The sequence below is a fragment of the Nocardioides alpinus genome, assembly GCF_900112035.1.
Classification (GTDB): domain Bacteria; phylum Actinomycetota; class Actinomycetes; order Propionibacteriales; family Nocardioidaceae; genus Nocardioides; species Nocardioides alpinus.
Genome location: NZ_FOKC01000004.1, coordinates 246,201 through 272,415, shown reverse-complemented (window position 1 = coordinate 272,415; position 26,215 = coordinate 246,201). Strand labels below are relative to the sequence as shown.

Genomic DNA, 26,215 nt, shown 5'->3' with positions numbered 1-26,215 from the left:
GATCGAAGGTTCGCAGCAGCGAACGGCCAGCGCAGGTGAAGAGCAGCGGCTCGTGCCGCATACGCCCTGAGCCTGTGCTCGGGGCGTTCGTCGTTCGTGGGCCCGGATGCCGGTGGTCAACCCCGGAAGGAGACCCATGGCGCGGCCAGAAAAGACTGCCGCCGTCGCGGAGATCGTTGATTCCTTCAACGATTCCGCCGGCGCTGTGCTGACCGAGTACCGCGGTCTCACCGTGAAGCAGCTGCAGGACCTGCGGCGCTCCCTCGGCGAGAACGCCCACTACGCCGTGGTCAAGAACACGCTTGCCAAGATTGCTGCCACCGAGGTGGGAATCGAAGGCTTCGACGACCTGTTGACCGGCCCCACTGCCATCGCCTTCATCAATGGAGACGTGGTCGAGGCCGCCAAGGGTCTGCGTGACTTTGCCAAGGCAAACCCCGCTCTTGTCATCAAGGGCGGTGTCCTGGACGGCAAGTCCCTGGACGCTGCCGAGATCGCCAAGCTGGCCGATCTCGAGTCGCGTGAGGTGCTGCTGGGCAAGCTCGCGGGCGGCATGCTCGCCTCGCTGTCCCAGGCCGTCTACCTCCTCAACGCCCCGCTCGCCCAGGTCGCCCGGCTCGCCGGCGCCCTGGAGGCGAAGGCGACGGAGGACCCCTCGATCCTCGCAGGTGGTGCCGGTACGCCGGATGCTCCCGCTGCCGAGGACGCCCCGGTCGAGGAGGTCTCCCCTTCGGAGGAGACCGCCGAGCCCGAGGCGACCGACGAGGCAGCCGACACGGCCGCCGAGTCCACCGACGCCTGACCAGGCCGACGTACACCACCTGAAACCCCGGCGCGGGACGCACCCGCACCCGCGCCACATACGGAAGGAACCGCCACCATGGCGAAGCTGTCCACCGTCGAGCTGCTCGACGCGTTCAAGGAAATGACCCTCATCGAGCTCTCCGAGTTCGTGAAGGAGTTCGAGGAGACCTTCGGCGTCACCGCCGCTGCCCCCGTTGCCGCTGCCCCCGCCGCGGGCGCCCCGGCCGCCGGTGCCGAGGCCGCTGCCGAGCAGGACGAGTTCGACGTCGTCCTCGAGGCCGCTGGTGACAAGAAGATCAACGTCATCAAGGAGGTCCGCGCCCTGACCTCCCTCGGTCTCAAGGAGGCCAAGGACCTCGTCGAGGCGGCCCCGAAGCCGATCCTCGAGAAGGTCGACAAGGCTGCGGCCGAGAAGGCGAAGGACGCCCTCGAGGCTGCCGGCGCCACCGTCTCGGTCAAGTGACGATCCGCTAGTCGCTGTTGCGAGGGGCGGTCACCGAGAGGTGACCGCCCCTCGTGCTATTTCGTGGCGCCCACAGGGCTGTCGCCGAGGGCCCTGAGCCAGTACGCTCGACCGACTGGATGCGCATCACGAAATGAGTTGCCTCATGCGCAACAAACGACACGCCGCGACCATGGTTCGCCTGCTCGAGAACGCCCGCTACGAGGTGCTCCCGACGGCGACGACCGAGGACAAGGTGCTGGAGCACCTGCCCCGCGACCGCACGATCACCGTCACCGCCTCGCCCTCCAAGGGGCTCGAGGCCACCTTCGACCTGGCCGAGCGGCTGGCCGGGCACGGCTACGGCGTGGTGCCGCACGTCGCGGCGCGGATGGTGACCGGACGCGCGGAGCTCGGTGAGATCACCGACCGGCTCGTCGGCAAGGGCATCACGAGCATCTTCGTGCCCGGGGGCGACGCCGAACCGGCCGGCGACTACCCGGACGCGCTCGCCCTGCTGGAGGACCTGGCCGCGATGGGGTCGCCGTTCTCCCACGTGGGCATCACCGGCTACCCCGAGTCACATCCGACGATCCACGACGACCTGACGGTCCAGTCGATGTGGGACAAGCGCCGCTACGCCACGCACATCGTCAGCAACCTGACGTTCGACCCGGCCGGCGTGCGCGACTGGGTGGGCCGCCTGCGCAGGCGCGGGGTCGCGATGCCGCTCCTGCTGGGCATCCCAGGGCCGGTCGAGCGCACCAAGCTGCTCGGCATGGCCACGCGGATCGGGGTGGGGGAGTCCACCAAGTTCCTCGCCAAGAACAAGGGCCTCTTCGCCCGCCTCGCCGCCCCCGGTGGCTTCACCGGCGAGAGCTTCCTGGAGAAGTGTGCGCCTGCGCTCGGGGAGGAAGGTGCCCTGGTCGAGGGGCTCCATGTCTTCACGTTCAACCAGATCAGCGAGACCGAGGCCTGGCGCACCGACCTGTTGCAGCGGCTGCGCGGTAGCTAGGGCACTTCTGGTGGGTCCGTGCCCGGTCCTGCCTACGAGCGCGTCCCTAGATTGCGACGACGAGGTCGGCCAGGGCGGCCTCGAGGCCGTGGTCGCCGGTGTCGACGACGGTCAGCGGCAGGCCGATGCGGGCGGCCGCCTCCTCCGCGAGCGAGCGCAGCTCGCCGTCCGGCGCCTGGGCCAGCCACACCACGCGCGTGTAGTTGCCGAAGTAGGTGTCACGCAGCTCCGGGTAGCGGTCGAGCCCCATCTCCTGCACGACCGTGCGCGCGAAGGAGCGGACGAGGAAGTCGGTGAGCAGGTAGGTGCCGGGCTGCTCGTCGAAGAACTTCTCGAGTCGTGACGGTCCGGCGAAGACGTCGTAGCAGTGCAGGCCGGGCAACCGGTCGATGCCGAGGTCGGCGCACACCGCGTCGAGGGCGCCGTACGTGCCGCAGTCGGCGTAGCCCACCACGACCCGGTCGTACGACCCGGCGAGCCGCACCGCCAGGGTGCGGACGGCCTCGGCGATCCGGTCCGGGTGGTTGTGCAGCAGCGGGGGCAGGGGATGCACGTCGACGGGCCATCCGCGCCGGGCGACGACGGCGGCAGCCGGCTGGGCGATCGCGCCGCACGCGACCAGCGCCACCCGCCCCTCAGTGGCGGAAGGAGAGCTGGTCGACGAAGGCGTCGTTGAAGTCGGGGCGGTCCGAGAGCTCGACATAGGTCACCTCCTCCAGCAGGGCCAGCGCACCGGCCCGCTCGCGCACGGAGAGCAGTGCCATCTTGGCGCCCTCACCCGCGACGTTGCCGGCCGCGACGATCCGCAGCACCGGGAGCTGGGGGACCAGGCCGATGCGCACCGCCGATGCGGGGGAGAGGTAGCTCCCGAAGGACCCCGCGAGCAGCACCTGCTGCACGTCGCCGTGCTCGAGCCCGAGCTCCTCGAGCAGCAGGGACCAGCCGGTCGAGATGGCGGCCTTGGCGAACTGGAGCTCGCGCACGTCGCGCTGGGAGAGGTAGACGCACTCCGCGGGATCGGCGTCCGGCGTGGGGCGGTGCAGGACGAAGACCCGCTCCTCCCCGATCTTGGTCAACCGGTCGGCGAGGGCCGGGGCGATGTCCTTGGCGTCCTCGTCGGGGACCAGGCGTCCGGAGGGGTCCAGCAGGCCGACGCGGACGAGCTCGGCGACCGCATCGACGAGTCCGGAGCCGCACAGGCCCTTGGGCTCGACGTCGCCGATGACGCCGAGGGTGACGGCCGGGTCGCCGTCCTGCGCGTGCGGGTCGACCTTGATCACCTCGATCGCGCCGTCGGCCGCGCGCATGCCGCAGCGGATCGCACCACCCTCGAAGGCCGGGCCCGCCGGTGCTGCGGTGGACAGGATCTTCTCGCCGTCGCTCAGGACGATCTCGCAGTTGGTGCCGACGTCGATGAAGAGCCGGGTGCGCTTGTCGCGGTCCATCCCGGTGGCCAGCATCCCGGCGACGATGTCGCCGCCGACATAGGCGCCGAGGGCGGGGAAGAAGAAGGCCCGGGCTCGCGGGTGCAGGGTCAGCCCGATCTCCGCGGCGAGCACGGAGGGAGGCTGCGCGGCGGACATCACGAAGGGAGCCACGCCCAGGGGCTCGGGGTCGATGCCCAGGGCCAGCGCGGTCATCGTCGCGTTGCCGGCGATCGCCACCTCGTAGACCTGCGTAGGGTCGACCCCCGCCTCGCGGCACACCTCGCCGGCCAGGGCCGAGAGGGTGCTGGCCGCGGCCTGCTGCAGTCGGCCGAGGGCGTCCTTGTCCATCATCGTCGCGCTGATCCGGGTGATCACGTCGCCACCGAACGGCTGCTGGGCGTTGAGCATCGAGGCCACGGCCATCGGGGTGCCCGTCCCCACGTCGAGCAGCGTCCCGACCACGGTCGTCGTGCCGAGGTCGAAGGCGATCGCGTAGCGCGCGGCCGTGGTGTCGCCGGGCTCCACGTCGATCAGGGCCTCGTCGATGACGACGGCGGTGACCTTGAAGTCGGCCTCGCGCAGCACCGTGGACAGGCGCCGCAGCACGTGGAGGTCGGCGGTGAGCTCGAGGTCGTCGATGGCGTCGGTGAGGCGTACGAGGTCGGTGCGCTGGTCGGCGAGCGTCGCCTCGGCGAGCTCGACGTAGCGCTTCTGCAGCGCGGGGCGCAGGATGACCTGGCGCCCGATGCCGACGGTCGCGGCCTTCGGCCGGGTCGTCAGCGGCGGCACCTCGACGGCGAGGTCGCGGGTGGCGTGGACCAGGCAGCCCAGCCGCCAGCCCTCGGCGAGCTGCGCCGAGGTGAAGGTGCGTACGTCGTGGCGGGTGACCGCGACCTCGGTCGCGGTCGTGACCTGGATCCGGCACTTGTGGCAGGTGCCGTGGCCGCCGCAGGTGGAGTCGATCGCGATGCCGTTCCACGAGGCGGCGTCGAAGACGGTCACGCCGGGCGGCACCCGCACCCCGCGCTGCGTCGGTGGGGCCGCGGTGCCGTCCGGGGCCAGGCTGTGGACCGTGAAGGTCAGGTCGACGCGGCCGGTGCCGTCGTGCGGCGCGGGGTCGGCGCCGGGCCGCTCGATCAGGCCCTCGCGAGCGACGTCCGCGAGCGAGAACTCGGGCCCCTCGGGCCCTTCAGGCGGCTCGGGCGGTGGTGTCACGCCTCGGCCGCCGCCGCCGCCTGCCGGGCGCGGTGGGCCGCGATCCAGGCCGAGCCCCAGTCGTCGTGGCCCAGGAACAGGTCGGCGGCCTTGACCGCCTCGACGACCTGCGGCGTCCGGGCGTCCATGATCGCGCTCGTCAGTCCGGAGGTCATGGCCATCGGCAGCCAGGTGCCGTTGAGCGTGTGCCGTCCGGGCATGCCGAACGAGACGTTGGAGGCGCCACAGGTCATGTTGACCCCGAACTCGTCGCGGATGCGGCGCATCACCTCGAAGGTCACCAGGGTGGTGCCCGCGTCGGCGCCGATGGGCATGGCCAACGGGTCGATGACGATGTCGGCCTGGGCGATGCCGTACTCCTCGGTCGCGACGCGGATGATCTTGGCGGTGAGGTCGACGCGCTTGTCGGCCTCCATCGGGATCTCGTCGTGGTCGTTGGGGAGCGCGATGATCGCGGCGTCGTACTTCTTGACCAGCGGGAGGATCGCCGCCATGCGGTCGTCCTCGGCGGTGATCGAGTTGACCAGCGCACGGCCCTGGTAGACCGAGAGGCCCGCCTCCAGCGCCTCGACGACCGAGGAGTCGATGCAGATCGGGAGGTCGCACAGCTCCTGGACCATCTGCACGGCCTTGGCCAGCAGCTCGGGCTCGTCGGTCAGGGGGACGCCCATGTTGATGTCGAGGACGTCGGCGCCGCCCTCGACCTGGGCCTTGACGTCGCGTTCGATGGCGGAGAAGTCGCCCGCGCGCAGCTGCTCCTGGAAGATGCGCCGGCCGGTGGGGTTGATCCGCTCCCCGATGAGGGTGAAGCGGTTCTCGTGGCCGATGACGTGCTCGCGGGTCGCCGAGCGGAGCACGGTCCGGAGGGGCTCGGCCGCCATCAGGCAGGGACCTTCGAACGCTTCTCGTGGAGCAGCGCCTTGGCGCGCTTGACGGTCTGGGACGCGTCGGCCGCATAGCCGTCGGCGCCGACCGCGTCGGCGTACTCCTGGGTGACGGGGGCGCCGCCGACCATGACGATCACGTCGTTGCGCATGCCGGCCTTCTCGAGGGCGTTCATGTTGGCCTTGAACATCGGCATCGTCGTGGTGAGGAAGGCCGAGAACCCCACGATGTCGGGCTGGTGCAGGTCGATCGCCTCGATGAACTTCTCCGGAGCGACCTGCACGCCGAGGTCGATCACCTCGAAGCCGGCGCCCTCGAGCATGATGTTGACCAGGTTCTTGCCGATGTCGTGGACGTCGCCCTTGACGGTGCCCATCAGGAACTTGCCGATCGTCTGCACGCCCGTCTCGGCCAGCAGCGGGCGCAGCCGTTCCATCGCGCCGGCCATGGCCCGACCCGCGATGAGCATCTCGGGGACGAAGAAGTCACCGCGCTCGAAGCGGGCCCCGACCTCCTCGAGGGAGGGGATGAGGGCATCGAAGAGCAGCGTCTGCGGCTCCATGTCGATGCCAAGGCCCTGGTTGGTCAGCTCGAGCACACGAGGCGCGTTGCCGATCAGGGTCTCGTCGTAGAGGCCTTTCAGGATCTCTTCGGGGGTCATGCGACCACTTCCTCGGTGCGGGTGGATCGGTGGACAGGGTGGGCTTCGGCAGCGTGGCGGTGGGCGGGTGCCCCCAGCAGCGCGGACAGGGAGGCGGCCTGGCCGAGCAGGTGGTGGCCGAGCTCGTCGAGGCGGCCCTGCATCCGTGCGGTGGGCCCGGAGATCCCGAGTGCGGCGACCACGTCGCGTCGGGCGCCGAACACGGGTACGGCGACGCCGCTGAGGCCGATCTCGAGCTCGTCGGCCGTCTGCGCCCAGCCCCGCTCCCGGGTCAGCCGGCCGTCGTGGCGCAGGGCGGAGCGGTCGGCGAGGGTGGCGGTGGTGGGGCGTTCGAGCTCGACGTCGCGGAGGTCGAGCGCGTCCCAGGCGAGGAAGACCTTCCCGAGTGCCGAGCAGTGCACGGGCACGTCGACGTCGGTCCAGTCCCGGGTGCCGAGCAGGTAGGTGGAGTCGACCTGGGCGACCTGCACGACGCGGTCACCCCGGGTGACGCTGAGGTGGACCGTCTCGCCGGTCTCGTCTCCGATGCGCTGCATGACGGGCCGCGCGAGCCGTACGAGCTCCTGCCACGGGTCGTGCCGGGCGGCGTAGAGCCAGAAGAGCCGGCCGGCGACGTAGGACCCGGCGGGGTCGCGCTCCAGCAGTCCGGAGCGCTCGAGCGCGGTGAGCATGCGCGACGTCGTGGACTTGGCGAGGCCGCTCGCGTCCTGGAGGTCGGCGAAGGACATCGGCTCGTCGGCGTGGACGACGGTGGCGACCAGGTCCGTGGCGCGGTCCAGCGCACGCGTGCCGGTGGCGGCGTCGCTCACGACGGCTCCTTCGCTTGTGCCGGAGGGGTTCCCGAATGTTCCATCATGTGGAACCGTGGTTCCACATCATGAGGCTAGAAGCCGTCGTGAGCCGAGGTCAAGGCCTCCGGCGCGCGGATGCCGCCCAGCCAGACCCGGCCCGACCCCGTCACGACCCAGGAGGACCCGTGTTCCGCAACACGATGCCGCGCTACGAGGTGCTGTCCGAGGACGCCATGGCCATGCTGGACAAGGGCTGGCGACGGCTGATGACCGAGATCGGCGTCGAGTTCATGGACGAGCGCGCCCTCGAGCTGTTCCGCAAGGCCGGCCAGCGGGTGGAGGGCAACACCGTCTTCCTCGACCCCGACTTCGTGCTCGAGCAGGTGGCCAAGGCGCCGAGAGAGTTCGACGTGCAGGCGCGCAACCCCGAGCACAACATCCACATCGGCGGCGACGCGATGGCGTTCGGCGCGGTCTACGGTCCGCCGTTCGTGCGGCAGGGTGACGTACGCCGGGACGCGACGATGGACGACTTCCGCAACTTCTCCAAGCTGGCGCAGTCGTTCGCGGTGCTCGACTCGGCGGGCGGCATCATCTGCGAGCCCAACGACACCCCGCTCGACAGCCGCCACCTCGACATGACCTACGCGCTCCAGACCCTGACCGACAAGGTCTACATGGGCAACGTGGTCTCGGGGGTCAACGCTGCGGACACCATCGCGATGTCGGCGATCCTGTTCGGCTCCCGCGAGGCCATCGAGGAGACCCCGGCGACGATCTCGCTGATCAACTGCAACTCGCCCCTGCGCTGGGACGACCGGATGCTGGAGGCGCAGTTCGAGTACTCCGCCGCCGGCCAGCCGGTCGTGCTCACGCCCTTCATCCTGATGGGCGCCATGTCCCCGGTGACGATCCCCGCGGCCCTGGTCCAGCAGATCGTGGAGGCGCTGTCGGGGATCGCGCTGTCCCAGCTGATCCGACCGGGCACCCCGGTCATCTTCGGGTCCTTCCTGTCCAACATCGACATGCAGTCGGGCTCGCCGACCTTCGGCACCCCCGAGTCGGGCCTGGGCCTGCTCTGCACGGGACAGATCGCCCGTCACTTCGGCCTCCCCTTCCGCACCGGCGGCGGCCTGACGTCCTCGCAGGTGGCCGACGCGCAGGCCGGCTACGAGGCCCTGATGACGCTGATGCCCACCTTCCTGGCCGGTGCCAACTGGGTGATGCACTCGGCCGGCTGGCTCGAGGGCGGCCTGGTCGCCGGCTACGAGAAGTTCATCGTCGACATCGAGCTGCTCCAGATGCTGCGCCACGAGTTCACCCCGCTCGAGATCGACGAGGCCTCGATGGCCTTCGACGCACACCAGGAGGTCGGGCACGGAGGGCACTTCCTCGGCGCGGCGCACACCATGGAGCGCTTCCGCACCTGCTTCTACCGTCCCCTGCTGTCCTCCTCGGAGAACTACGAGCGGTGGATGCGCAACGGTGGCAACGACGCCAACGCCCGTGCCACGGTGGCCTACCAGAAGGTGCTGGCCGAGTACGAGCAGCCGACGATCGACGACGCGATCCGCGAGGAGCTCGAGGACTACGTCATCCGGCGCCGTACGGAGCTCGGCGACTGAGGCCCGTCGGGAGGACGGACGGCGTACGACGGTGACCCCGGGTCAGCTGAGCCCGAGGATCGTGCCGTCGTCGGCGAGGTCGATGCGGGCCGCGGACGGGTCACGGGGCAGGCCCGGCATGGTCATCATGTCGCCGCACACGACGACCACGAACCCGGCGCCCGCGGAGAGGCGTACCTCGCGGACGTGCAGCTCGTGCCCGGACGGGGCGCCGAGCGACGTGGGGTCCGTCGAGAAGGAGTACTGGGTCTTGGCCACGCAGACCGGGAGCCCCGCGTAGCCGTCCCTCTCGATGCGCTCGAGGCGTCGGCGCGCCTTGGCGTCCCACGTCACCAGCCCCGCGCCGTAGAGCCGGGTGGCGATCGCCTCGACCTTCGCGGTCAGGGACACGTCGTCCTCGTAGGTGAACGAGAACTCGCGTGCGGAGGGTTCCGCCAGGGTCGCCAGGACTCCCTCGGCGAGGTCCGTCGCGCCGGCGCTGCCGTCGGCGAAGTGCGTCGCCGGGTAGGCCTGCACCCCCTCCTCGGCGACGAGCTCGACGACGCGGTCGACCTCGCGGTCGGTGTCGGTGGGGAAGCGGTTGACCGCCACGACGCAGGGGATGCCGTAGACGTCGCGCACGTTGGCGAGGTGGCGACGCAGGTTCACCATGCCCGCCTCGACCGCGCCGACGTCCTCGGTGCCGAGGTCGGGAAGGGCGACGCCCCCGTGGTACTTGAGGGCTCGCACCGTGGCGACCACGACGGCGATGTCGGGTCGGAGCCCGGACTTGCGGCACTTGATGTCGACGAACTTCTCCGCACCCAGGTCGGCACCGAAGCCGGCCTCGGTGACGACGAGGTCGGCCAACCTCAGTCCGGCGCGGGTGGCCATCACCGAGCTGCAGCCGTGGGCGATGTTGGCGAAGGGGCCGCCGTGCACGAACGCCGGTGCGCCCTCGAGGGTCTGCACCAGGTTGGGTGCCAGTGCGTCGCGGAGCAGGACGGCCATGGCGCCGTCGGCGCCGAGGTCGCGCGCGGTGACCGGCTTCGTCGACCGGTCGTAGCCGATGACGATGTCGCCGATGCGCTTCTTGAGGTCGCCCCACGACTCGGTCAGGCAGAAGATCGCCATCAGCTCGGAGGCCACGACGATGTCGAAGCCGTCCTCGCGGGGGAAGCCGTTGGCGTGACCTCCCATGGCCACCACGACCTCGCGCAGGGCGCGGTCGTTGGTGTCCACGACGCGCTTCCACGTCACGCTGCGGACGTCGATGTCGAGCTCGTTGCCGTGGTGGACGTGGTTGTCGATGAGGGCGGCGAGCAGGTTGTTGGCGGCCGCGATCGCGGCGAAGTCGCCGGTGAAGTGCAGGTTGATGTCCGTCATCGGCACGACCTGGCTCCAGCCGCCGCCGGCGGCCCCGCCCTTCATGCCGAAGACCGGTCCCATCGACGGCTCGCGCAGGCAGGCCACCGTGCGGTGGCCGAGTGCGTGCAGGGCGTCCGTGAGCCCGACCGTGGTCGTCGTCTTGCCCTCGCCGGGCGGGGTCGGGGACAGGGCCGTGACCAGCACGAGCTTGCCGAGCGGTCGGTCCGCCAGCGATGTCAGGTAGCCGATGTCGACCTTAGCCTTGTGGTGGCCATAGGGGACCAGGTGCTCCTCGGCGATCCCGAGCGTCTCCTGGGCGACCTCCCGGATCGGGCGCAGGACGGCGGCGTTGGCGATCTCGATGTCGGACTGCATTCCGGCTCCCTCGGGTGGCTGTGGCGGTGGCTGTGGCTATGGTGCCTGTGGGTGTGGGTGTGGGTGTGGCGGTGACGTCAGCGGAACACGACGGTGCGGTCGCCGTTGAGCAGCACCCGCGACTGTGCGTGCCAGCGCACGGCGCGCGAGAGCACCTGCGCCTCCACGTCGCGGCCCGCGGAGACGAGCTGGTCCTGGTCGTAGCCGTGGTCGACGCGCAGGACGTCCTGCTCGATGATCGGCCCCTCGTCGAGGTCGCCGGTCACGTAGTGCGCGGTCGCGCCCACGAGCTTGACGCCGCGGTCGAAGGCCTGGTGGTAGGGCCGTGCCCCCTTGAAGCTCGGCAGGAACGAGTGGTGGATGTTGATCGCGCGTCCCGACAGCTGCCGGCACAGGTCGTCCGAGAGCACCTGCATGTAGCGGGCCAGCACGACCAGGTGGGACCCGGTCTCCTCGACCAGGTCCAGCAGTCGCTGCTCGGCGTCCGGCTTGGTCTCGGGCGTGACGGGGACGTGGTGGAACTCCAGGCCGTACGACCGGACGAGGGCGCCGGCGTCGGGGTGGTTGGACACGACGGCAGGGATCTCGATCTGGAGCGCCCCGGTGCTGGCCCGGAACAGCAGGTCGTTGAGGCAGTGGAGGTGCTTGGAGACCATGATGAGCGTGCGGTAGGGGGCTGCGGCCGCCCACAGCTCGTACGACATGGAGAAGCGCTCGGCCACGTCGCGGAAGTCCTGGCGCATCCCGTCGGCGCCGGCCGGCGCGTCGGCGACGAAGCCGATCCGCATGAAGAACCGCTCCGTGAGCCGGTCGCCGAACTGCTGGCTCTCCACGATGTTGGCGCCCTGCTCGACGAGGAACCCGGACACGGCGTGGACGATGCCGGGGCGGTCGGGGCACGAGAGGATGAGGACGTACTCGGCTCCGTCGGGGACCGGGGGCATGGTGCTCCTTGGCGGTGGTGTGGCAGCGACCGCGTGTTGCGCTCGACGGAACGCAGTCTGCGATACGCAACAGCGCCTGCGCTAGTATCCCGGCCATGGCGGACGTGGCCGACCTGCAGGACGAGGGCGAGAAGGTGGCGCCGAGCTCCGCCGTCATGGGGGCCGGCGTCCAGTCCGTCGATCGCGCCCTGGGCATCCTGGAGGTGCTGGCCCGCACCGGCGAGTCGGGAGTCACCGAGCTCGCCGTCGAGCTCGGCGTCCACAAGAGCACGGCCTTCCGGCTCGTCGCCACGCTGGAGGCGCACCGCCTCGTCGAGCAGACCTCGGACCGCGGTCGCTACCGCCTGGGGATGGGCATCCTAAGGCTCGCCGGAGCCACCACGGCTCGCCTCGACCTCGTGCAGGAGGCCCGGCCGATCGCACGCCAGCTGGCCGTCGACACCGGCGAGACGGTGAACATCGCGGTCCTCTCGGAGAGCTCGGCGCTCTACCTCGACCAGGTGGCCGGCACCTCTGCGCTCCAGCCCCACAACTGGGTCGGCCAGCACATCCCGCTGCACGCGACCAGCAACGGCAAGGTCCTGCTGAGTGGTCTGGACGAGGCCGCGCTCGACGCGGCGCTCGGCAAGCTCGCGACCTACACGCCGCACACGATCACCGGTCGTGCGGAGTTCCGCGAGGAGCTGGCGCGGGTGCGCGAGCAGGGCTATGCCGTCGCGGTCGACGAGCTCGAGATCGGGCTCACGGCCGTCGCGGCACCGATCCGCAACGCCCACGGTGACGTGGTGGCGTCGATGAGCGTGTCCGGGCCGTCCTTCCGGTTGCCCGAGGACCGGCTCGACGAGGTGCTGCGACTCGTGGTCGGGGCCGCCCGGGAGGTCTCGCACCGCCTCGGCTGGGGTCACCGCTAGGTCACACTGTCTCGACCACCCCACCTTTGGCCTTGACGAGAAGGTGGACTCGCAGCATCCTTCGAACGTCTGGCTGGTTGCGCTCGGAGCATCCGGTTGCGACATGCGCAACAACCAAACCATGAGGGTGGGTCACGCATGCCGGATCTCCATGTCGACGGAACGTGGGTGAGCGCGCTGTCGGGTGAGCGCCGGGAGATCCGCTGTCCGGCCGACGGCACCCTCGTCGCCGAGGTGGACGAGGCCGGATCCGCGGACACCGAGGCGGCCGTCGCCGCGGCGTACGGCGCGTTCCACGACGGTCCGTGGCCGCGCACGTCGAGCCGCGAACGGGGCGACCTGCTCCTCCGGCTCGCCGACCTGCTCGAGCGCGACACCGACGCCATCGCCCGGATGGAGTCGCTCGACACCGGCAAGCGCTTCGTCGAGGGGCAGTACGACGTGGCCGACGTGGTGTCGGTCTTCCGGCACTACGGCCGGATCGCCGCCGAGGAGTCGGGGCGGATCGTCGACACCGGCAGCGCCGACATCGTCAGCCGCATCGTCCACGAGCCGATCGGGGTCTGCGGCCTCATCACGCCGTGGAACTACCCGCTGCTCCAGGTGTCGTGGAAGGTCGCGCCCTGCCTGGCCGCTGGCAACACCTTCGTGCTCAAGCCGAGCGAGCTGACACCGCACTCGGCCATCCACCTGATGCGGCTGCTCGAGGAGGCCGGGCTGCCCGCAGGCGTCGGCAACCTCGTCCTCGGCGCGGGAGCCACCGCCGGTGCGCCCCTGTCGACCGACCCCCGCGTCGACATGGTCTCGTTCACCGGTGGCCTCGAGACCGGGCGCCGGATCGCGGCAGCGGCCGCGGCCACGGTGAAGAAGGTGGCCCTCGAGCTCGGTGGGAAGAACCCCAACATCGTGTTCGCCGACGCCGACCTCGAGGTCGCCCTCGACTACGCACTCACCGCCGTCTTCCTGCACTCCGGACAGGTCTGCTCCGCGGGAGCCCGTCTCCTCGTCGAGGAGACCATCCACGACGACTTCGTCGACGCGCTCGTCGCGCGGGCCCGGCAGATCAGGCTGGGCGGGCCCTTCGACGACGATGCCGAGACGGGACCACTGACCAGCGGGGCCCACCGCGACAAGGTCGAGGCGTACGTCGCCCGTGGGCTGGCCGAGGGCGCGGTGCTGCGCTGCGGCGGAGCCCGGCCCGACGACCCGACCCTGGCCGACGGCTTCTACTACCTGCCGACCGTGCTCGACGGCTGCACCACCTCGATGTCGGTCACCCAGGACGAGTCGTTCGGGCCGGTCCTGACGGTGGAGACGTTCCGCGGCGAGGACGAGGCGGTCGCGATCGCCAACGACAGCATCTACGGCCTGGCCGGCGCCGTCTGGACGCAGGACGCCGGGCGGGCGCAGCGCGTTGCGGGCCGGCTCCGGATGGGCACGGTCTGGATCAACGACTACCACCCCTACGTCCCCCAGGCGGAGTGGGGCGGCTACAAGCAGTCGGGCACCGGACGCGAGCTGGGACTCGCCGGGCTCGAGGAGTACCGCGAGACCAAGCACGTCTGGCACAACATCCGGCCCGCGGTGCAGCACTGGTTCACACCGGCCGGCTCCTCACCGGCCAGCTCCTCACCGGGCAGCGAGGAGTAGACGATGACCGCGCACCGGTACGACGTCGTCATCGTGGGTGGAGGCTCGGCCGGTTGCGCGCTCGCGAACCGCCTGTCCGCCGACCCGTCGACCTCCGTCCTCGTGCTGGAGGCCGGACGCACGGACCGCTTCGACCCGCTGATCCACGCCCCGGCCGCGCTGCCCTTCCCGATCGGGAACCCGCTCTACGACTGGAAGTACGAGTCCGAGCCCGAGCCCGCGATGGGGGGACGCCGGATCTACCACGCCCGCGGCAAGGTGCTCGGTGGCTCCTCGTCGATCAACGGCATGATCTTCCAGCGCGGCAACCCGATGGACTACGAGCGGTGGGCTGCCGACCCCGGCATGGAGACCTGGGACTACCGCCACTGCCTGCCCTACTTCAAGCGGATGGAGTCGCTGGTCCTGCCCGACGGGCAGATCGGCGCGGACGAGTGGCGTGGAGGCGCGGGACCACTGACGCTCGAGCGCAGCCCAGCCAGGAACCCGTTGTTCAACGCCTTCTTCGAGGCCGCCCAGCAGGCCGGCTACCCGCTGTCCGACGACGTCAACGGCTATCGCCAGGAGGGCTTCGGACGCTTCGACCGCAACATCGTCAGGGGCGTACGGATGTCGGCCGCGCGGGCCTACCTGCACCCCGTGATGGGCCGCAAGAACCTCACGGTCGAGACGTTCGCCCACGCGACCAGGGTGCGCTTCGAGGGCAGGCGCGCGGTCGGCGTCGACTACCTCCGTGCCGGCCGTCGGCACGAGTCCGTCGAGGCGGGTGAGGTCGTCCTGTGCGGCGGGGCCATCAACACGCCGCAGCTGCTGCAGCTCTCGGGCATCGGCAACCCCGACCACCTCCGGCCCCTGGGTGTGGAGATGGTGCACGACCTCCCCGGCGTGGGGGAGAACCTGCAGGACCACCTCGAGGTCTACGTCCAGTACGCCTCGCTGCAGCCGGTCTCGATCGTCGAGGGCCTGAAGTGGCGCAACCGCCCGCTGGTCGGGCTCGAGTGGCTGCTCAGGCGCACGGGCACCGCGGCGTCCAACCACTTCGAGGGCGGCGGCTTCTGCCGGTCCAACGAGGACGTCGACTGGCCCAACCTGATGTTCCACTTCCTCCCCATCGCGCTGCGCTACGACGGCTCGCCCCCTGCGGGGCAGGACAAGTACGCCCACGGCTACCAGGTGCACATCGGCCCCATGTACGCCGACACCCGCGGCTGGGTGCGGATCGCCTCGACCGATCCCCGCCAGAAGCCGAAGATGCTCTTCAACTACCTCTCCACCGCCAACGACAAGCGCGAGTGGGTCGAGGCGGTCCGGGTGGCGCGCAGCATCCTCAACCAACCGGCGTTCGCCCCCTTCAACGGCGGCGAGCTGTCGCCGGGCGGATCGGTGGAGACCGACGACGAGATCCTCGACTGGGTCCGCAAGGACGCCGAGACGGCCCTGCACCCGTCGTGCACGGCGAAGATGGGCACCGACGACATGGCGGTCGTCGACCCTGCCAGCATGCGCGTCCACGGCACCGAGGGTTTGCGGGTGGTCGACGCGTCGGTCTTCCCCTACGTCACCAACGGCAACATCTACGCCCCGGTGATGATGGTGGCCGAGAAGGCTGCCGACCTGGTCGCGGGCCACACCCCGCTCGCACCCGCGGACGTCCCCTACTACCGGCACCGCGACGACTCCCCGCTCCACCCTCCCGGTGACCGTCGCAACGACGTCGTACGTCCCATCCACCACCAAGCGGAGGAGCAGCCATGACGGCAGCCCTGTCGGTCGACAGTCTCTGGAAGATCTTCGGTCCGCGCTCGGACAAGATCATCGGCACTCCCGACGCGGCGCTCTCGCGCGCGGACCTCAAGGCCAAGACGGGCAACGTCGTGGGCGTCAAGGACGTCTCCTTCGAGGTCGCCCCGGGCGAGGTGTTCGTCGTGATGGGCCTGTCCGGCTCCGGCAAGTCCACCCTGGTCCGGCTCCTGACCCGGCTCATCGAGCCGACCAGCGGCACGATCAGCCTCAACGGCGTGGACATCACCTCCGCCTCGGCGGCCCAGCTGCGCGACGTACGTCGCACGCAGGTGTCGATGGTCTTCCAGCACTTCGGGCTGCTGCCGCACCGCCAGGTCATCGACAACGTCGCGTACGGCCTCGAGGTGCGCGGCATCCCCAAGAAGGAGCGCCGCGCCAAGGCTGCCGAGATCGTCGACCTGGTGGGACTCCAGGGCTACGAGATGTCCTACCCCGACCAGCTCTCCGGAGGCATGCAGCAGCGCGTCGGGCTGGCCCGGGCCCTCGCCGGGGACCCCGAGATGCTGCTCTTCGACGAGCCGTTCTCCGCGCTCGACCCGCTGATCCGGCGCGACATGCAGAACGAGGTCATCCGCCTGCACCGCGAGCTCGGCAAGACGATGGTCTTCATCACCCACGACCTCGCCGAGGCGCTCAAGCTCGGCGACCGGATCATGATCCTGCGCGACGGCGCGATCGTGCAGATCGGCACCCCGGACGAGGTCGTCGCCCAGCCTGCCGACGACTACGTCAAGGACTTCGTGTCCGAGGTGCCCAAGGCCCACGTGCTCACGCTGAAGTGGGTGATGCGCGAGCCGCGGCCGGGGGAGTCCATGGACGGGCCGGCCCTTCCGGTGACCACCATCGTGCGGCACGCGGCCCGGGCCGCGATCGCCTCCGACGCCCCGATCCGGGTGATGGACGGCGACACCATGGTCGGGGTCGTCGACGAGGAGGACATCATGCGCGTCGTCGTGGCCGAGGAGGAGCCGTGAGTGCGACCGCGACCGCGCCGCGTCCCGTCGAGCCCGGGGCCCCGCCCCCGGTGATCGAGGAGTCGGGGATGAGCCGCTGGGTCCCCGCGCTCGGCGTCATCGCCGTGTGGATCGTCGTCTACTCCTTCACCAAGGGTGAGAACACCCTCGCCCTGCCCGGTCGGGAGCACACCGAGCTCCACCAGACGCTGACCGACTTCAACAACCGGTTGCTCGCGAGCCGCGACACCAACCCGGTCATGCAGGTCACCAACTCGATCTCCGCCGTCCTGCGCGACGTCTTCGACTGGCTGCAGCGGATGCTCGCGCGGCCCAACCTGCCGCGACCGGTGCCGGAGATCGGATGGCTCGGCGTCGTCGCCATCGCCACCTGGATCGGCTATGCCATCGCGAGCTGGCGCATCGCCCTGCTCATCCTGGTCTCGTTCCTGTCCTTCGGCGTCTTCGGCTACTGGCAGGAGTCGATCGACCTCCTCATCGTCACCGGCATGGCCGTCGGCATCACCATCATCATCGGAATGCCACTGGCCGTGCTGTCGGCGACGAGCACGACCGCCAACCGGGTGATCACCGTCGTCCTCGACTTCATGCAGACGATGCCGACCTTCGTCTACCTGGTGCCGGTCGTGCTCTTCTTCGGGATCGGGGTCGGCGGTGCCGTCGTCGCCACCCTGATCTACGCCGTGCCGCCGCTGGTGCGGATCGCGAGCTTCGGCATCCGCGAGGTCCCGGCCACCACGATCGAGGCCACGGACTCGGCGGGCCAGACCTACGGGCAGCGACTGTTCAAGGTGCAGATCCCGATGGCCCGCAAGACGATCATCGTCGGGCTCAACCAGACCACGCTCGCCGCGCTGTCGATGGCGACCATCGCGTCGTACATCAACGGCCCCGGGCTGGGGAAGCCTGTGCTCAACGCCCTCGTCGCCAACGACTTCGGCGGCAGCTTCGTCCCCGGCGTGCTGATCGTCGTGATGGCCGTCATGCTCGACCGGACCACCACGGCAGCGAGCGAGCGCTCGGAGAAGGTGGCGCGCGGGGGAGGGGGCAACCTCCGGGTGCGCCGCATCGTCCTGGCCGTCTCGGGCGTCGTCGCCCTCGTCGCGGTCTACCTGTCCCGCCTGGAGCTGAGCCTGGCTGAGTTCCCCGAGTACACCATCGGCGCGACCGTGTCGGACGCCGCCGACAGCGCGATGAGCAGCTTCGTCGACCTCGTCGGCGGCTTCGCCGGCGGGTTCAAGGACGCGATCAGCTATGGCTTCCTCAACCCGATGCAGTCCCTGCTGGCCGAGTCGCCGTGGTGGGTGTCGGGCCTGGGCATCCTGGCGCTCGCCTTTGTCTTCGGCGGTCTCCGCGCGTTCGTGACCACCACGATCTGCCTCGCGGGCGTCTGGTACCTCGACCTGTGGCACGACGCGATGCTCACCCTCACCATGGTCCTCGTGGGCACCGTCCTGGTCATGGTGCTCGCCCTCGTCCTCGGTGTCTGGATGGCACGCGACCGCCGGATCGACCTGGGCATCCGCCCGCTGCTGGACGCCGGCCAGACGATCCCGCCGTTCGTCTACCTGATCCCGGTCCTCGCGCTCTTCGGCCCGTCGCGCTTCACCGCGATCGTGGCCGGCGTCGTCTACGCCGCCCCGGCAGCGATCAAGCTGGTCGCCGACGGCGTCAAGGGGGTCTCCCCGACCACGATCGAGGCCGGCCGCTCGACCGGCCAGACCACGTGGCAGGAGATCACCAAGGTCCAGCTGCCGATGGCCAAGGGATCGCTGGTGCTCGCCACCAACCAGGGCCTTCTCTACGTCCTGTCCATGGTCGTCATCGGCGGGCTGGTCGGCGCCGGTGCCCTCGGCTACGACGTGGTCCTCGGGATCTCGCGCAGCGAGGAGTGGGGCAAGGGTGCGGCTGCCGGCCTGACCATCGTGCTGCTCGGCGTGATGCTCGACCGGATCACCCGCGCCGCCGCCGACGTACGCCGCGACGACGGACCCGGCCCCCGCCGGGCCTTCAACGTGCGGCTGCCCATCGGGCCGCCCAAGTAGATGTCGAAATTTTCAACAGAGCGAACGAGGAGAAGCATCATGAGGATTGCCAGAAACCGCGGGGCCCGACTGGGGGCACTCGCCGTCGTCGCCACCGTGGTGCTCTCCGCCTGTGGCGGGGGATCCATCGAGGCCGAGACCGAGGCCAACGAGGAGCAGGCCGCCGAGGGCGGTGGCGAGTGCGGTGAGCTGAACATGGCGGTCAACCCGTGGGTGGGCTACCAGGCCAGCGCCTACGTCGTGGGCACCGTCGCCCAGGACCAGCTCGGCTGCACGGTCAACTACAAGGACCTCAAGGAGGACGTCTCCTGGCAGGGCTTCGGCACCGGCGAGGTCGACGTCGTCATCGAGGACTGGGGCCACCCCGACCTCGAGAAGAAGTTCTTCGAGGGTGAGGGCGACGGCACCGCGATGGACATGGGGCCGCAGGGCAACGTGGGCATCATCGGCTGGTTCGTGCCGCCGTGGCTCGCCGAGGAGCACCCGGACATCCTCGAGTACGAGAACCTCAACAAGTACGCCTCGGAGTTCGCGACCAGCGAGTCCGGGGGACAGGGCCAGTTCCTCGGCGCCGACCCGTCGTACGTCCAGTTCGACGAGGCCATCGTGAGCAACCTCGACCTCGACTTCAAGGTCGTCTTCTCCGGCAGCGAGGCCGCCTCCATCGAGGCGTTCCGCAAGGCCGAGGAGAACAAGGAGTGGGTCATCGGCTACTGGTACGAGCCGCAGTACTTCAACGCCGAGGTGGCGATGCAGCGGGTCGCGCTGCCGCCCTACGAGGAGGGCTGCCAGGACGACCCGCAGACGGTCGCCTGCGACTACCCGGAGACCGAGCTCAAGAAGATCGCCGGCACGGAGTGGGCCGCGTCGGACTCGACAGCGGTCGGCCTCGTCCAGAACTTCACCTGGACCAACGACGACCAGAACGTCGTCGCCGCCTACATCGCCGACGAGGGCATGTCGCCCGAGGACGCCGCGGCGAAGTGGGTCGAGGAGAACCAGGACAAGGTCGACGCCTGGCTGCAGTGACCGGGTAGGCCGTGCAGCCCCCGGATGTGGTTGACACCCATCCGGGGGAGTAGCACGCTGAGTTGCAAGGCACGCAATTGGTTGCGCATGGCGCACCAGGACGGGAGCTCTCATGGCCATCAAGGAACCCGTGGGCGAGGCTCTCGTCCCGCCGTCCGACGACCGGGAGGGTCGCTTCCCGCTCGACAAGGTGACCTTCGGCGTCTCCGCCGGCCTCGCGGTGGCGTTCCTCGCCTGGGGAGCCGTGGACTCCGAGAGCATGACCACGAGGACCAGCACGTGGCTGGGCTGGCTGACGACGTCGTTCGGGTGGCTGTTCATCCTCGTCAGCGCCATGTTCCTGCTGTTCTCGGCCTACCTCGCCGTGACCCGCTACGGCAACATCAAGCTCGGCCCGGACGACTCCGAGCCCGAGTTCTCCACGTTCTCGTGGGTGTCGATGATGTTCGCGACGGGCATGGGCATCGGCCTGATGTTCTGGGGAGTCGCTGAGCCCCTGACCTACCTCACCGCCACCGACCCGAGCAGCATCCCGCCCGGTCGCGGCGATCCGTCCACGCCGGACAGTGCGCGGGTGGCGATGGAGTACGCCTTCTTCCACTGGGGCTTCCACCCGTGGTCGATGTACGCCGTGATCGGCCTGGCCATCGGCTACTTCGCCTACCGCAAGGGGGCCGGCAACCTCGTCTCCGGCGCCTTCGGCCCGCTGCTCGGCCGCCGCGCGAAGGAGGGCCCGGGCAAGGCGATCGACATCATCGCCATCTTCGCCACCCTGTTCGGCTCGGCCACCTCGCTGGGCCTGGGCGCACTCCAGATCACCGGCGGCCTCGACGACGTCTTCGGCAGCGGCCAGTCCAAGTGGCTGACGGTGGGGGTCATCGTCGTGCTGACCCTGTGCTTCGTGCTGTCCGCGGTCACCGGGGTGGAGAAGGGCGTCCAGATCCTGTCCAACGCCAATGCGGTCGCTGCCCTGCTGCTGGTGTTCTTCCTCTTCGTCGTCGGGCCGACGGTGTTCATCCTGAGCACGTTCACCGAGTCGCTCGGCGGCTACCTCACGCACCTGCCCACGATGGCGTTCCGCACCGGAGCGTTCGGTGGCAGCGAGTTCCTCAGCACCTGGACGATCTTCTACTGGGCGTGGTGGATCTCGTGGACGCCCTTCGTCGGCATGTTCATCGCGCGCATCTCCAAGGGCCGCACGATCCGCCAGTTCGTCATCTACGTCATCCTGGTGCCGAGCGTCGTGTCGTTCGTGTGGTTCTCGATCATGGCCGGCTCGGCGTTCGACCTCCAGCTCTCCGGAGCCCGGGACTTCACAGACGAGGTCGCGGCAGGCAGTGAGGGTGCGCTCTTCGCGATGCTCCGGGAGTACCCGCTCTCGAGCATCACCGTCGTCCTGGCGGTCTTCCTGGTGGCGATCTTCTTCATCACCGGCGCCGACTCGGCGTCGATCGTGATGGGCATGCTCAGCCAGCACGGAAAGGAGGAGCCGATGCGCTGGCTCGTCGTCTTCTGGGGCGTCGCCCAGGGTGCCGTCGCCGGGGTGCTGCTGTTCTCCGGCGGTCTGGGAGCACTCCAGACCCTGGTGATCATCGTGGCCGGACCCTTCATGCTCGTGATCTGCGCGATGTGCGTCTCGCTGATGAAGTCGCTGCGCGCCGAGCCCTACGAGTCGACCCTTCCGCCGCGCGTGCGCCGGGCCGTGCTCCACGCCCAGCAGTACGACTCGGTGGAGCAGCACTCCGTGGCGCTCGCGGCGCTCGGTGCCGAGCCGGAGGACGTCAACGGCAGCACCGACGGGGAGCAGCAGGCCTGACCCCCGGCCGTCGACCTTGCGGCGCCCCCAGGCGTACCCCCGTGTGCCTTGACACCGGTCGGGGGGTGCGGCGTACATTTTGACGCGTCGCACATGACGCAACGCGTTGCGCGATACGCAACACACCGTTCTCACCGCCCGGCCCAGGAGGCTAGCCATGGCAGAGGTCCCCGCGACCGCCGACGTCGTCGTGATCGGAGCCGGCATCGTCGGCAACAGCCTGGTGCACCACCTGACCCGGCTCGGGTGGAAGAACGTGGTGCAGATCGACAAGGGAGCCCTGCCCAACCCGGGCGGGTCCACCGGGCACGCGTCCAACTTCATCTTCACCGTCGACCACTCGCGCGAGATCACCGACCTCACCCTGGACTCGGTCGCGCAGTACCAGGAGATGGGGGTCTTTACGCAGTCCGGAGGCTTCGAGATCGCCCGGACCGAAGAACGGATGGAGGAGCTGCGACGCCGGATGTCCAGCGCCCGTGCGTGGGGGATCGAGGCCGAGCTGGTCAGCCCCTCCTTCGTCAAGGAGAAGGTCCCCTTCATCGAGGAGGACCAGTTCATCGGTGCCTTCTGGACCCCGGGCGTGGGCGTCGTCGACTCGCTGCGCGCGGGCACGATCATGCGTGAGCGCGCGCTCGCGACCGGCGAGCTGACCGTGGTCCCGACAGTCGAGGTCACCGGCCTCGACACCGAGGACGGCCCCCACGGCACCCGCCGCATCACCCGGGTGCGCACGACCGGCGGCGACATCGAGGCGGGCACGGTCGTGATCGCCGCCGGGGTGTGGAGCCCCAAGCTCGGCGACATGGCCGGCATCGGCATCCCGCTGACTCCCGCGGTGCACCAGATGATCAGCGTCGGCCCCTGCCCGCAGCTGGCGGAGACGGACGGCGAGATCTCCTTCCCGATCGTGCGCGACATGGACACCTTCTGCTACGAGCGCCAGCACGGTGCCGACATGGAGGTCGGGTCCTACGCCCACCGCGCGATCCTCCACGAGCCCGAGGACATCCCCTCGATCGACCAGGCCAAGCTCTCGCCGACCGAGATGCCCTTCACCGAGGACGACTTCGACCCGCAGCTCGAGCAGGCCTACGAGCTGATGCCCGAGCTGCTCGGCGCCGAGGGCGCGGAGATGCGCTACGCCATCAACGGACTGCTCTCCCTGACCTGCGACGGCAACCCGATCCTCGGCGAGAGCGAGGTCGCCGGGCTCTGGACGGCCTCGGCCGTGTGGATCAAGGAGGGCCCCGGCGTCGGTCGCGCGGTCGCCGAGTGGATGACCCACGGCCACTCCGAGATCGACGTGCACCACAGCGACATCGCGCGCTTCCACACCCACCAGAAGCGCCGCGAGCACACGCGCCTGCGCACGACCGAGTCGTTCATCAAGACCTACGGGATCATCCACCCCAGTGAGCAGTACGAGTCCGACCGCGACCAGCGGCTGTCGCCGATGCACGGCTCGCAGCAGAAGCTCGGCGCCGTGTTCTTCGAGACCGCCGGCTGGGAGCGCCCGTTCTGGTACGAGTCCAACGCCTCCCTGCTCGAGCACTACGGCGATGCCGTGATGCCGCGCGAGCACGAGTGGGACGCGCGGTGGTGGAGCCCGATCATCAACGCCGAGCACCTGAGGATGCGGGAGGCAGCAGCGGTCATCGACCTGTCGGCCTTCTGCATCTTCGACATCGAGGGCCCGGAGGCGCTCGACGTCGTCCAGGGGACCTGCGTCGCGCAGTGCGACGTAGCGGTCGGCAAGGTGATCTACACGCCGGTCCTCGATGCCAAGGGCGGCTTCCGCTCGGACCTGACCGTCATGCGGCTCGGTGACGACCACTTCCGTGTCGTGACCGGCGGCGCGCACGGCATGGCCGACCGCGCCTGGTTCGCAGGCCACCTCCCCGAGAGCGGGTCGACGACCCTCACCGACCGCACCGATGACACCTCGACCATCGGCATCTGGGGCCCGCGCGCCCGCGACATCCTGTCCTCGCTGACCGCGGACGACGTCTCCGACGCCGGCTTCGGGTTCCTGAGCTGCCGCGAGATCACCGTGGCGTCGAGCACGGGCGGCGAGCTGACCGTGCTCGCGTCGCGCATCTCCTACGTCGGTGAGCTGGGCTGGGAGCTCTACGTCCCGATGTCGCAGGCCGCCGACCTCTGGGAGGCGCTGCTCGACGCCGGTGCCCCGCACGGCGCGGTGCCCGCCGGCATCGGCGTCTACGGGACGACGGGTCGCCTCGAGAAGGGCTACCGCGCCTACGGCGCCGAGCTCGACGGCGAGCGCAGCATCGTCGAGGCCGGCATGCAGCGCCCGAAGGTGAAGGCTGCTGACTTCGTGGGCAAGGAGGCCTACCTCGCCCAGCGTGATGCTGCTCCGCAGGCGGTGCTCTGCACCCTGACGGTCGACGACCACACGTCGGCGTCCGGGACCAAGCGCTACATGCTCGGGGGCGAACCGATCCTGACCCGCGACGGCGGCACGCTCACCGACGGCCACGGTCACCACCCCTACGTCACGAGCGCGGGGTCCGCGCCGTCCCTGGGCACGCACGTGCTGCTCGCCTACCTGCCGCCCGACCAGGCCACCATCGGCAACGAGCTCGCGGTGTCCTACATGGAGGAGCTCTACCCGGTGACAGTCGGCTCGGTCGACGCCACCCCGCTCCTCGACCCCATGAACGAAAGAATCCGATGACCAACCCCCTGGTCTGCGTGAAGCGCGTGGTCGACTCCTCGAGCGAGGTCGTGCTCACCGAGGACGGCCAGGGCGTCGACGGCCGGTTCGCCGGATTCACCATGAGCGCCCACGAGGAGTGCGCCGTCGAGCTGGCCGTCCAGGTCGCCGCAGCCGACGGCGGCTCGGCCACCGTCGTGACGCTCGGCGACGCCGACGCGGTCGAGCAGCTCCGCGCGGCCCTCGCCGTCGGCTGCGCCGCCGCGACCCATGTCGTCGCCGAGTCCGCGACCTTCGGCCCGGCCGACGTCGCGCGCGAGCTCGCGGCCGTCGTACGCGACCACGAGGCCGCCGGCACGCCCCACGAGCTGGTCCTGCTCGGCAACGACGCCGCCGACAGCGGCGACTTCCAGGTCGGCATCCGCCTCGCCTACGAGCTCGGCTGGCCGGTCGTCAACGGGGTCAGCTCGGTGTCGGTGTCGGACGGCGAGGTCACGGCCAGCGGCTCCGGCCCGGACGGCCACGAGACCTTCCGGCTGCCGCTGCCCGCCGTCGTGACCATCCTCGAGGGGGGCGTCGCGCCGCGCTACCCGACGGTGCCGGGTCGGATGAAGGCCAAGAAGGTGCCGATCGAGGAGCGGCAGACCACCGGCTCGCCGGTCGGCCCGTCCCGGGTGCGCCTGGTCCTCCCGCCGCCGTCGAGCTCCAACGTCGAGGTCCTCGGCCAGGGGGCGGCAGCCGCACCTGCGGTGGTCGACCTCTTCGAGCGGCTGGGGGTGCTCTCGCGATGATCCTGGTCCTGGTGGAGGTCTCGCCCGAGGGCGAGGCCGTCGAGACCTCGCGCGAGGCAGTCACGTTCGCCCGCGACCTCTCGGCCGCAGGCGGAGGGGTGCCGGTCGACGCGGTCGTCGTCGGTGCGCCCGGTGAGGCACTCGTCGGCGTGCTGGCGTCGTACGGTGTCCGGCGCGTGCACGCGCTCACGGGCGCGGCGTACGACTCCTTCTCCGGTGCCGCCTGGGCCGCCGGCCTGATCGAGGTCCGCGAGCGTGCCGGATCGGTCGTCGTGACCGCCGCCGGGACACCTCGCGGCAACGAGGTGCTCGCGCACGTCGCCGCGCGCACCGGCCTGCCGATGGCGGCCAACGCCATCTCCTTCGCAGGCCTGTCCCCGTTCACCGTGACCCGCCAGGTGGTGAGCGGCGCGGCGCTCGAGGAGATGCGGCTGTCCGAGCGACCTGCCCTGTTCACGATCGCCGGGCACGCGGTGCAGGCAGCCCCGGCCGACGTCCCCGGCGCGGGCGAGGTGGTGCTGGAGACCCCCGACGTCGCGGACGCCGACCTGGTCGCGCGCGTGGTCTCGAGCGAGGAGCCCGAGCCCGACCTGTCCGGCACCCTGAAGTCCGCGAGGGTCGTCGTCGGCGCGGGTCGTGGCGCCGGCTCGGCCGACGGGTTCGGCGACCTCCTGGAGCTCGCGGACCTCCTCGACGCCCCCCTCGGGGTCTCCCGTGTCGTGACGTCGCTGGGCTGGCGACCGCACCACGAGCAGGTCGGCCAGACCGGCAGCCGGATCTCGCCGGACCTCTACATCCCGTGCGGCATCAGCGGGGCGATCCAGCACTGGGCCGGCTGCAGCACCGCCAAGACGATCCTCGCCATCAACAGCGACCCCGACGCCCCGATGGTGACCAAGGCGACGCACGCCGTGATCGGCGACCTGCACGAGATCGTGCCGGCGATCAATGCCGAGATCCGTCGGCGCCGGGGCTGAGCCCCGAGCCG

The 26,215-nt window shown here is 70.3% G+C and carries 21 protein-coding genes; 14 read left to right on the top strand and 7 right to left on the bottom strand.

Going from position 1 to position 26,215, the window contains the following annotated elements; genetic code table 11:
* Window positions 1-136: 136 nt before the first annotated feature.
* The 3 genes from rplJ to BM127_RS11100 all read left to right on the top strand — a co-directional run bounded on the left by rplJ (window position 137) and on the right by BM127_RS11100 (window position 2,261).
* Entirely contained in the window at window positions 137-802 is a 666-nt protein-coding gene (gene rplJ, locus BM127_RS11110) for a 50S ribosomal protein L10 (RefSeq protein WP_091198586.1), read from the top strand.
* A 78-nt stretch (window positions 803-880) separates the two neighbouring features.
* Window positions 881-1,267, top strand: coding sequence for a 50S ribosomal protein L7/L12 (rplL, locus tag BM127_RS11105; protein WP_091198583.1), 387 nt, complete (start codon window positions 881-883; stop codon window positions 1,265-1,267).
* Between the two features lie 145 nt (window positions 1,268-1,412).
* Window positions 1,413-2,261, top strand: a complete 849-nt coding sequence (locus BM127_RS11100; protein WP_091198581.1) for a methylenetetrahydrofolate reductase — start codon at window positions 1,413-1,415, stop codon at window positions 2,259-2,261.
* Between the two features lie 46 nt (window positions 2,262-2,307).
* Here the strand turns inward: BM127_RS11100 and BM127_RS11095 are convergent, their stop codons facing one another.
* From BM127_RS11095 to BM127_RS11075, 5 genes are read right to left on the bottom strand one after another with little or no spacing between them, the layout of a single operon-like run.
* Window positions 2,308-2,889 carry a DUF1638 domain-containing protein gene (locus tag BM127_RS11095; protein ID WP_198554246.1) on the bottom strand — a complete coding sequence of 194 codons (582 nt, stop codon included), beginning with the start codon at window positions 2,887-2,889 and terminating at the stop codon, window positions 2,308-2,310.
* 7 nt (window positions 2,890-2,896) lie between these two features.
* A complete protein-coding gene (locus tag BM127_RS11090; RefSeq protein ID WP_198554245.1) occupies window positions 2,897-4,903 on the bottom strand; it encodes an ASKHA domain-containing protein in 2,007 nt (668 codons plus the stop codon).
* Window positions 4,900-5,784 carry a dihydropteroate synthase gene (locus BM127_RS11085; RefSeq protein ID WP_091198577.1) on the bottom strand — a complete coding sequence of 295 codons (885 nt, stop codon included), beginning with the start codon at window positions 5,782-5,784 and terminating at the stop codon, window positions 4,900-4,902. Before BM127_RS11085 ends, BM127_RS11090 begins: the two co-directional genes overlap by 4 nt.
* Window positions 5,784-6,449, bottom strand: coding sequence for a corrinoid protein (locus tag BM127_RS11080; RefSeq protein WP_091198575.1), 666 nt, complete (start codon window positions 6,447-6,449; stop codon window positions 5,784-5,786). Before BM127_RS11080 ends, BM127_RS11085 begins: the two co-directional genes overlap by 1 nt.
* Complete coding sequence (locus tag BM127_RS11075; RefSeq protein WP_091198573.1) at window positions 6,446-7,258, bottom strand: IclR family transcriptional regulator; 813 nt, start codon at window positions 7,256-7,258, stop codon at window positions 6,446-6,448. The genes BM127_RS11080 and BM127_RS11075 overlap by 4 nt, the downstream gene beginning before the upstream one ends.
* A gap of 35 nt (window positions 7,259-7,293) precedes the next feature.
* Here BM127_RS11075 and BM127_RS11070 point away from each other — a divergent pair, with 35 nt between their 5' ends.
* Entirely contained in the window at window positions 7,294-8,865 is a 1,572-nt protein-coding gene (locus BM127_RS11070; RefSeq protein ID WP_332871329.1) for a trimethylamine methyltransferase family protein, read from the top strand.
* A gap of 42 nt (window positions 8,866-8,907) precedes the next feature.
* Here BM127_RS11070 and BM127_RS11065 read toward each other — a convergent pair whose 3' ends face one another.
* Window positions 8,908-10,587, bottom strand: coding sequence for a formate--tetrahydrofolate ligase (locus BM127_RS11065; protein ID WP_091198571.1), 1,680 nt, complete (start codon window positions 10,585-10,587; stop codon window positions 8,908-8,910).
* Between the two features lie 77 nt (window positions 10,588-10,664).
* Complete coding sequence (purU, locus tag BM127_RS11060; protein WP_091198569.1) at window positions 10,665-11,531, bottom strand: formyltetrahydrofolate deformylase; 867 nt, start codon at window positions 11,529-11,531, stop codon at window positions 10,665-10,667.
* Window positions 11,532-11,626: 95 nt separating this feature from the next.
* Between purU and BM127_RS11055 the strand changes: the two genes are divergently transcribed.
* From BM127_RS11055 to BM127_RS11010, 10 genes are all read left to right on the top strand, one after another.
* The gene (locus tag BM127_RS11055; RefSeq protein WP_091198567.1) at window positions 11,627-12,442 is read left to right on the top strand and encodes an IclR family transcriptional regulator; all 816 of its coding nucleotides are present in this window, start codon (window positions 11,627-11,629) and stop codon (window positions 12,440-12,442) included.
* A 138-nt stretch (window positions 12,443-12,580) separates the two neighbouring features.
* Window positions 12,581-14,092 (top strand): aldehyde dehydrogenase family protein, encoded by a 1,512-nt coding sequence (locus tag BM127_RS11050; RefSeq protein WP_091198566.1) that lies wholly within the window; start codon window positions 12,581-12,583, stop codon window positions 14,090-14,092.
* Window positions 14,093-14,095: 3 nt separating this feature from the next.
* The gene (betA, locus tag BM127_RS11045; RefSeq protein ID WP_091198564.1) at window positions 14,096-15,847 is read left to right on the top strand and encodes a choline dehydrogenase; all 1,752 of its coding nucleotides are present in this window, start codon (window positions 14,096-14,098) and stop codon (window positions 15,845-15,847) included.
* A complete protein-coding gene (locus BM127_RS11040; RefSeq protein ID WP_091198562.1) occupies window positions 15,844-16,869 on the top strand; it encodes a quaternary amine ABC transporter ATP-binding protein in 1,026 nt (341 codons plus the stop codon). The genes betA and BM127_RS11040 overlap by 4 nt, the downstream gene beginning before the upstream one ends.
* Window positions 16,866-18,914: an ABC transporter permease gene (locus tag BM127_RS11035; protein ID WP_231263189.1), complete on the top strand. Its 2,049-nt coding sequence runs from the start codon at window positions 16,866-16,868 to the stop codon at window positions 18,912-18,914. The genes BM127_RS11040 and BM127_RS11035 overlap by 4 nt, the downstream gene beginning before the upstream one ends.
* A 39-nt stretch (window positions 18,915-18,953) precedes the next feature.
* Complete coding sequence (locus tag BM127_RS11030; RefSeq protein ID WP_091198560.1) at window positions 18,954-19,943, top strand: ABC transporter substrate-binding protein; 990 nt, start codon at window positions 18,954-18,956, stop codon at window positions 19,941-19,943.
* 112 nt (window positions 19,944-20,055) lie between these two features.
* Entirely contained in the window at window positions 20,056-21,759 is a 1,704-nt protein-coding gene (locus BM127_RS11025) for a BCCT family transporter (RefSeq protein ID WP_091198558.1), read from the top strand.
* 157 nt (window positions 21,760-21,916) lie between these two features.
* On the top strand, window positions 21,917-24,457 hold the full coding sequence (locus tag BM127_RS11020) for a GcvT family protein (RefSeq protein WP_091198556.1): 2,541 nt from the start codon (window positions 21,917-21,919) through the stop codon (window positions 24,455-24,457).
* Complete coding sequence (locus BM127_RS11015; protein WP_091198554.1) at window positions 24,454-25,227, top strand: electron transfer flavoprotein subunit beta/FixA family protein; 774 nt, start codon at window positions 24,454-24,456, stop codon at window positions 25,225-25,227. The genes BM127_RS11020 and BM127_RS11015 overlap by 4 nt, the downstream gene beginning before the upstream one ends.
* Complete coding sequence (locus BM127_RS11010; RefSeq protein ID WP_091198552.1) at window positions 25,224-26,204, top strand: electron transfer flavoprotein subunit alpha/FixB family protein; 981 nt, start codon at window positions 25,224-25,226, stop codon at window positions 26,202-26,204. Before BM127_RS11015 ends, BM127_RS11010 begins: the two co-directional genes overlap by 4 nt.
* Window positions 26,205-26,215: the final 11 nt, after the last annotated feature.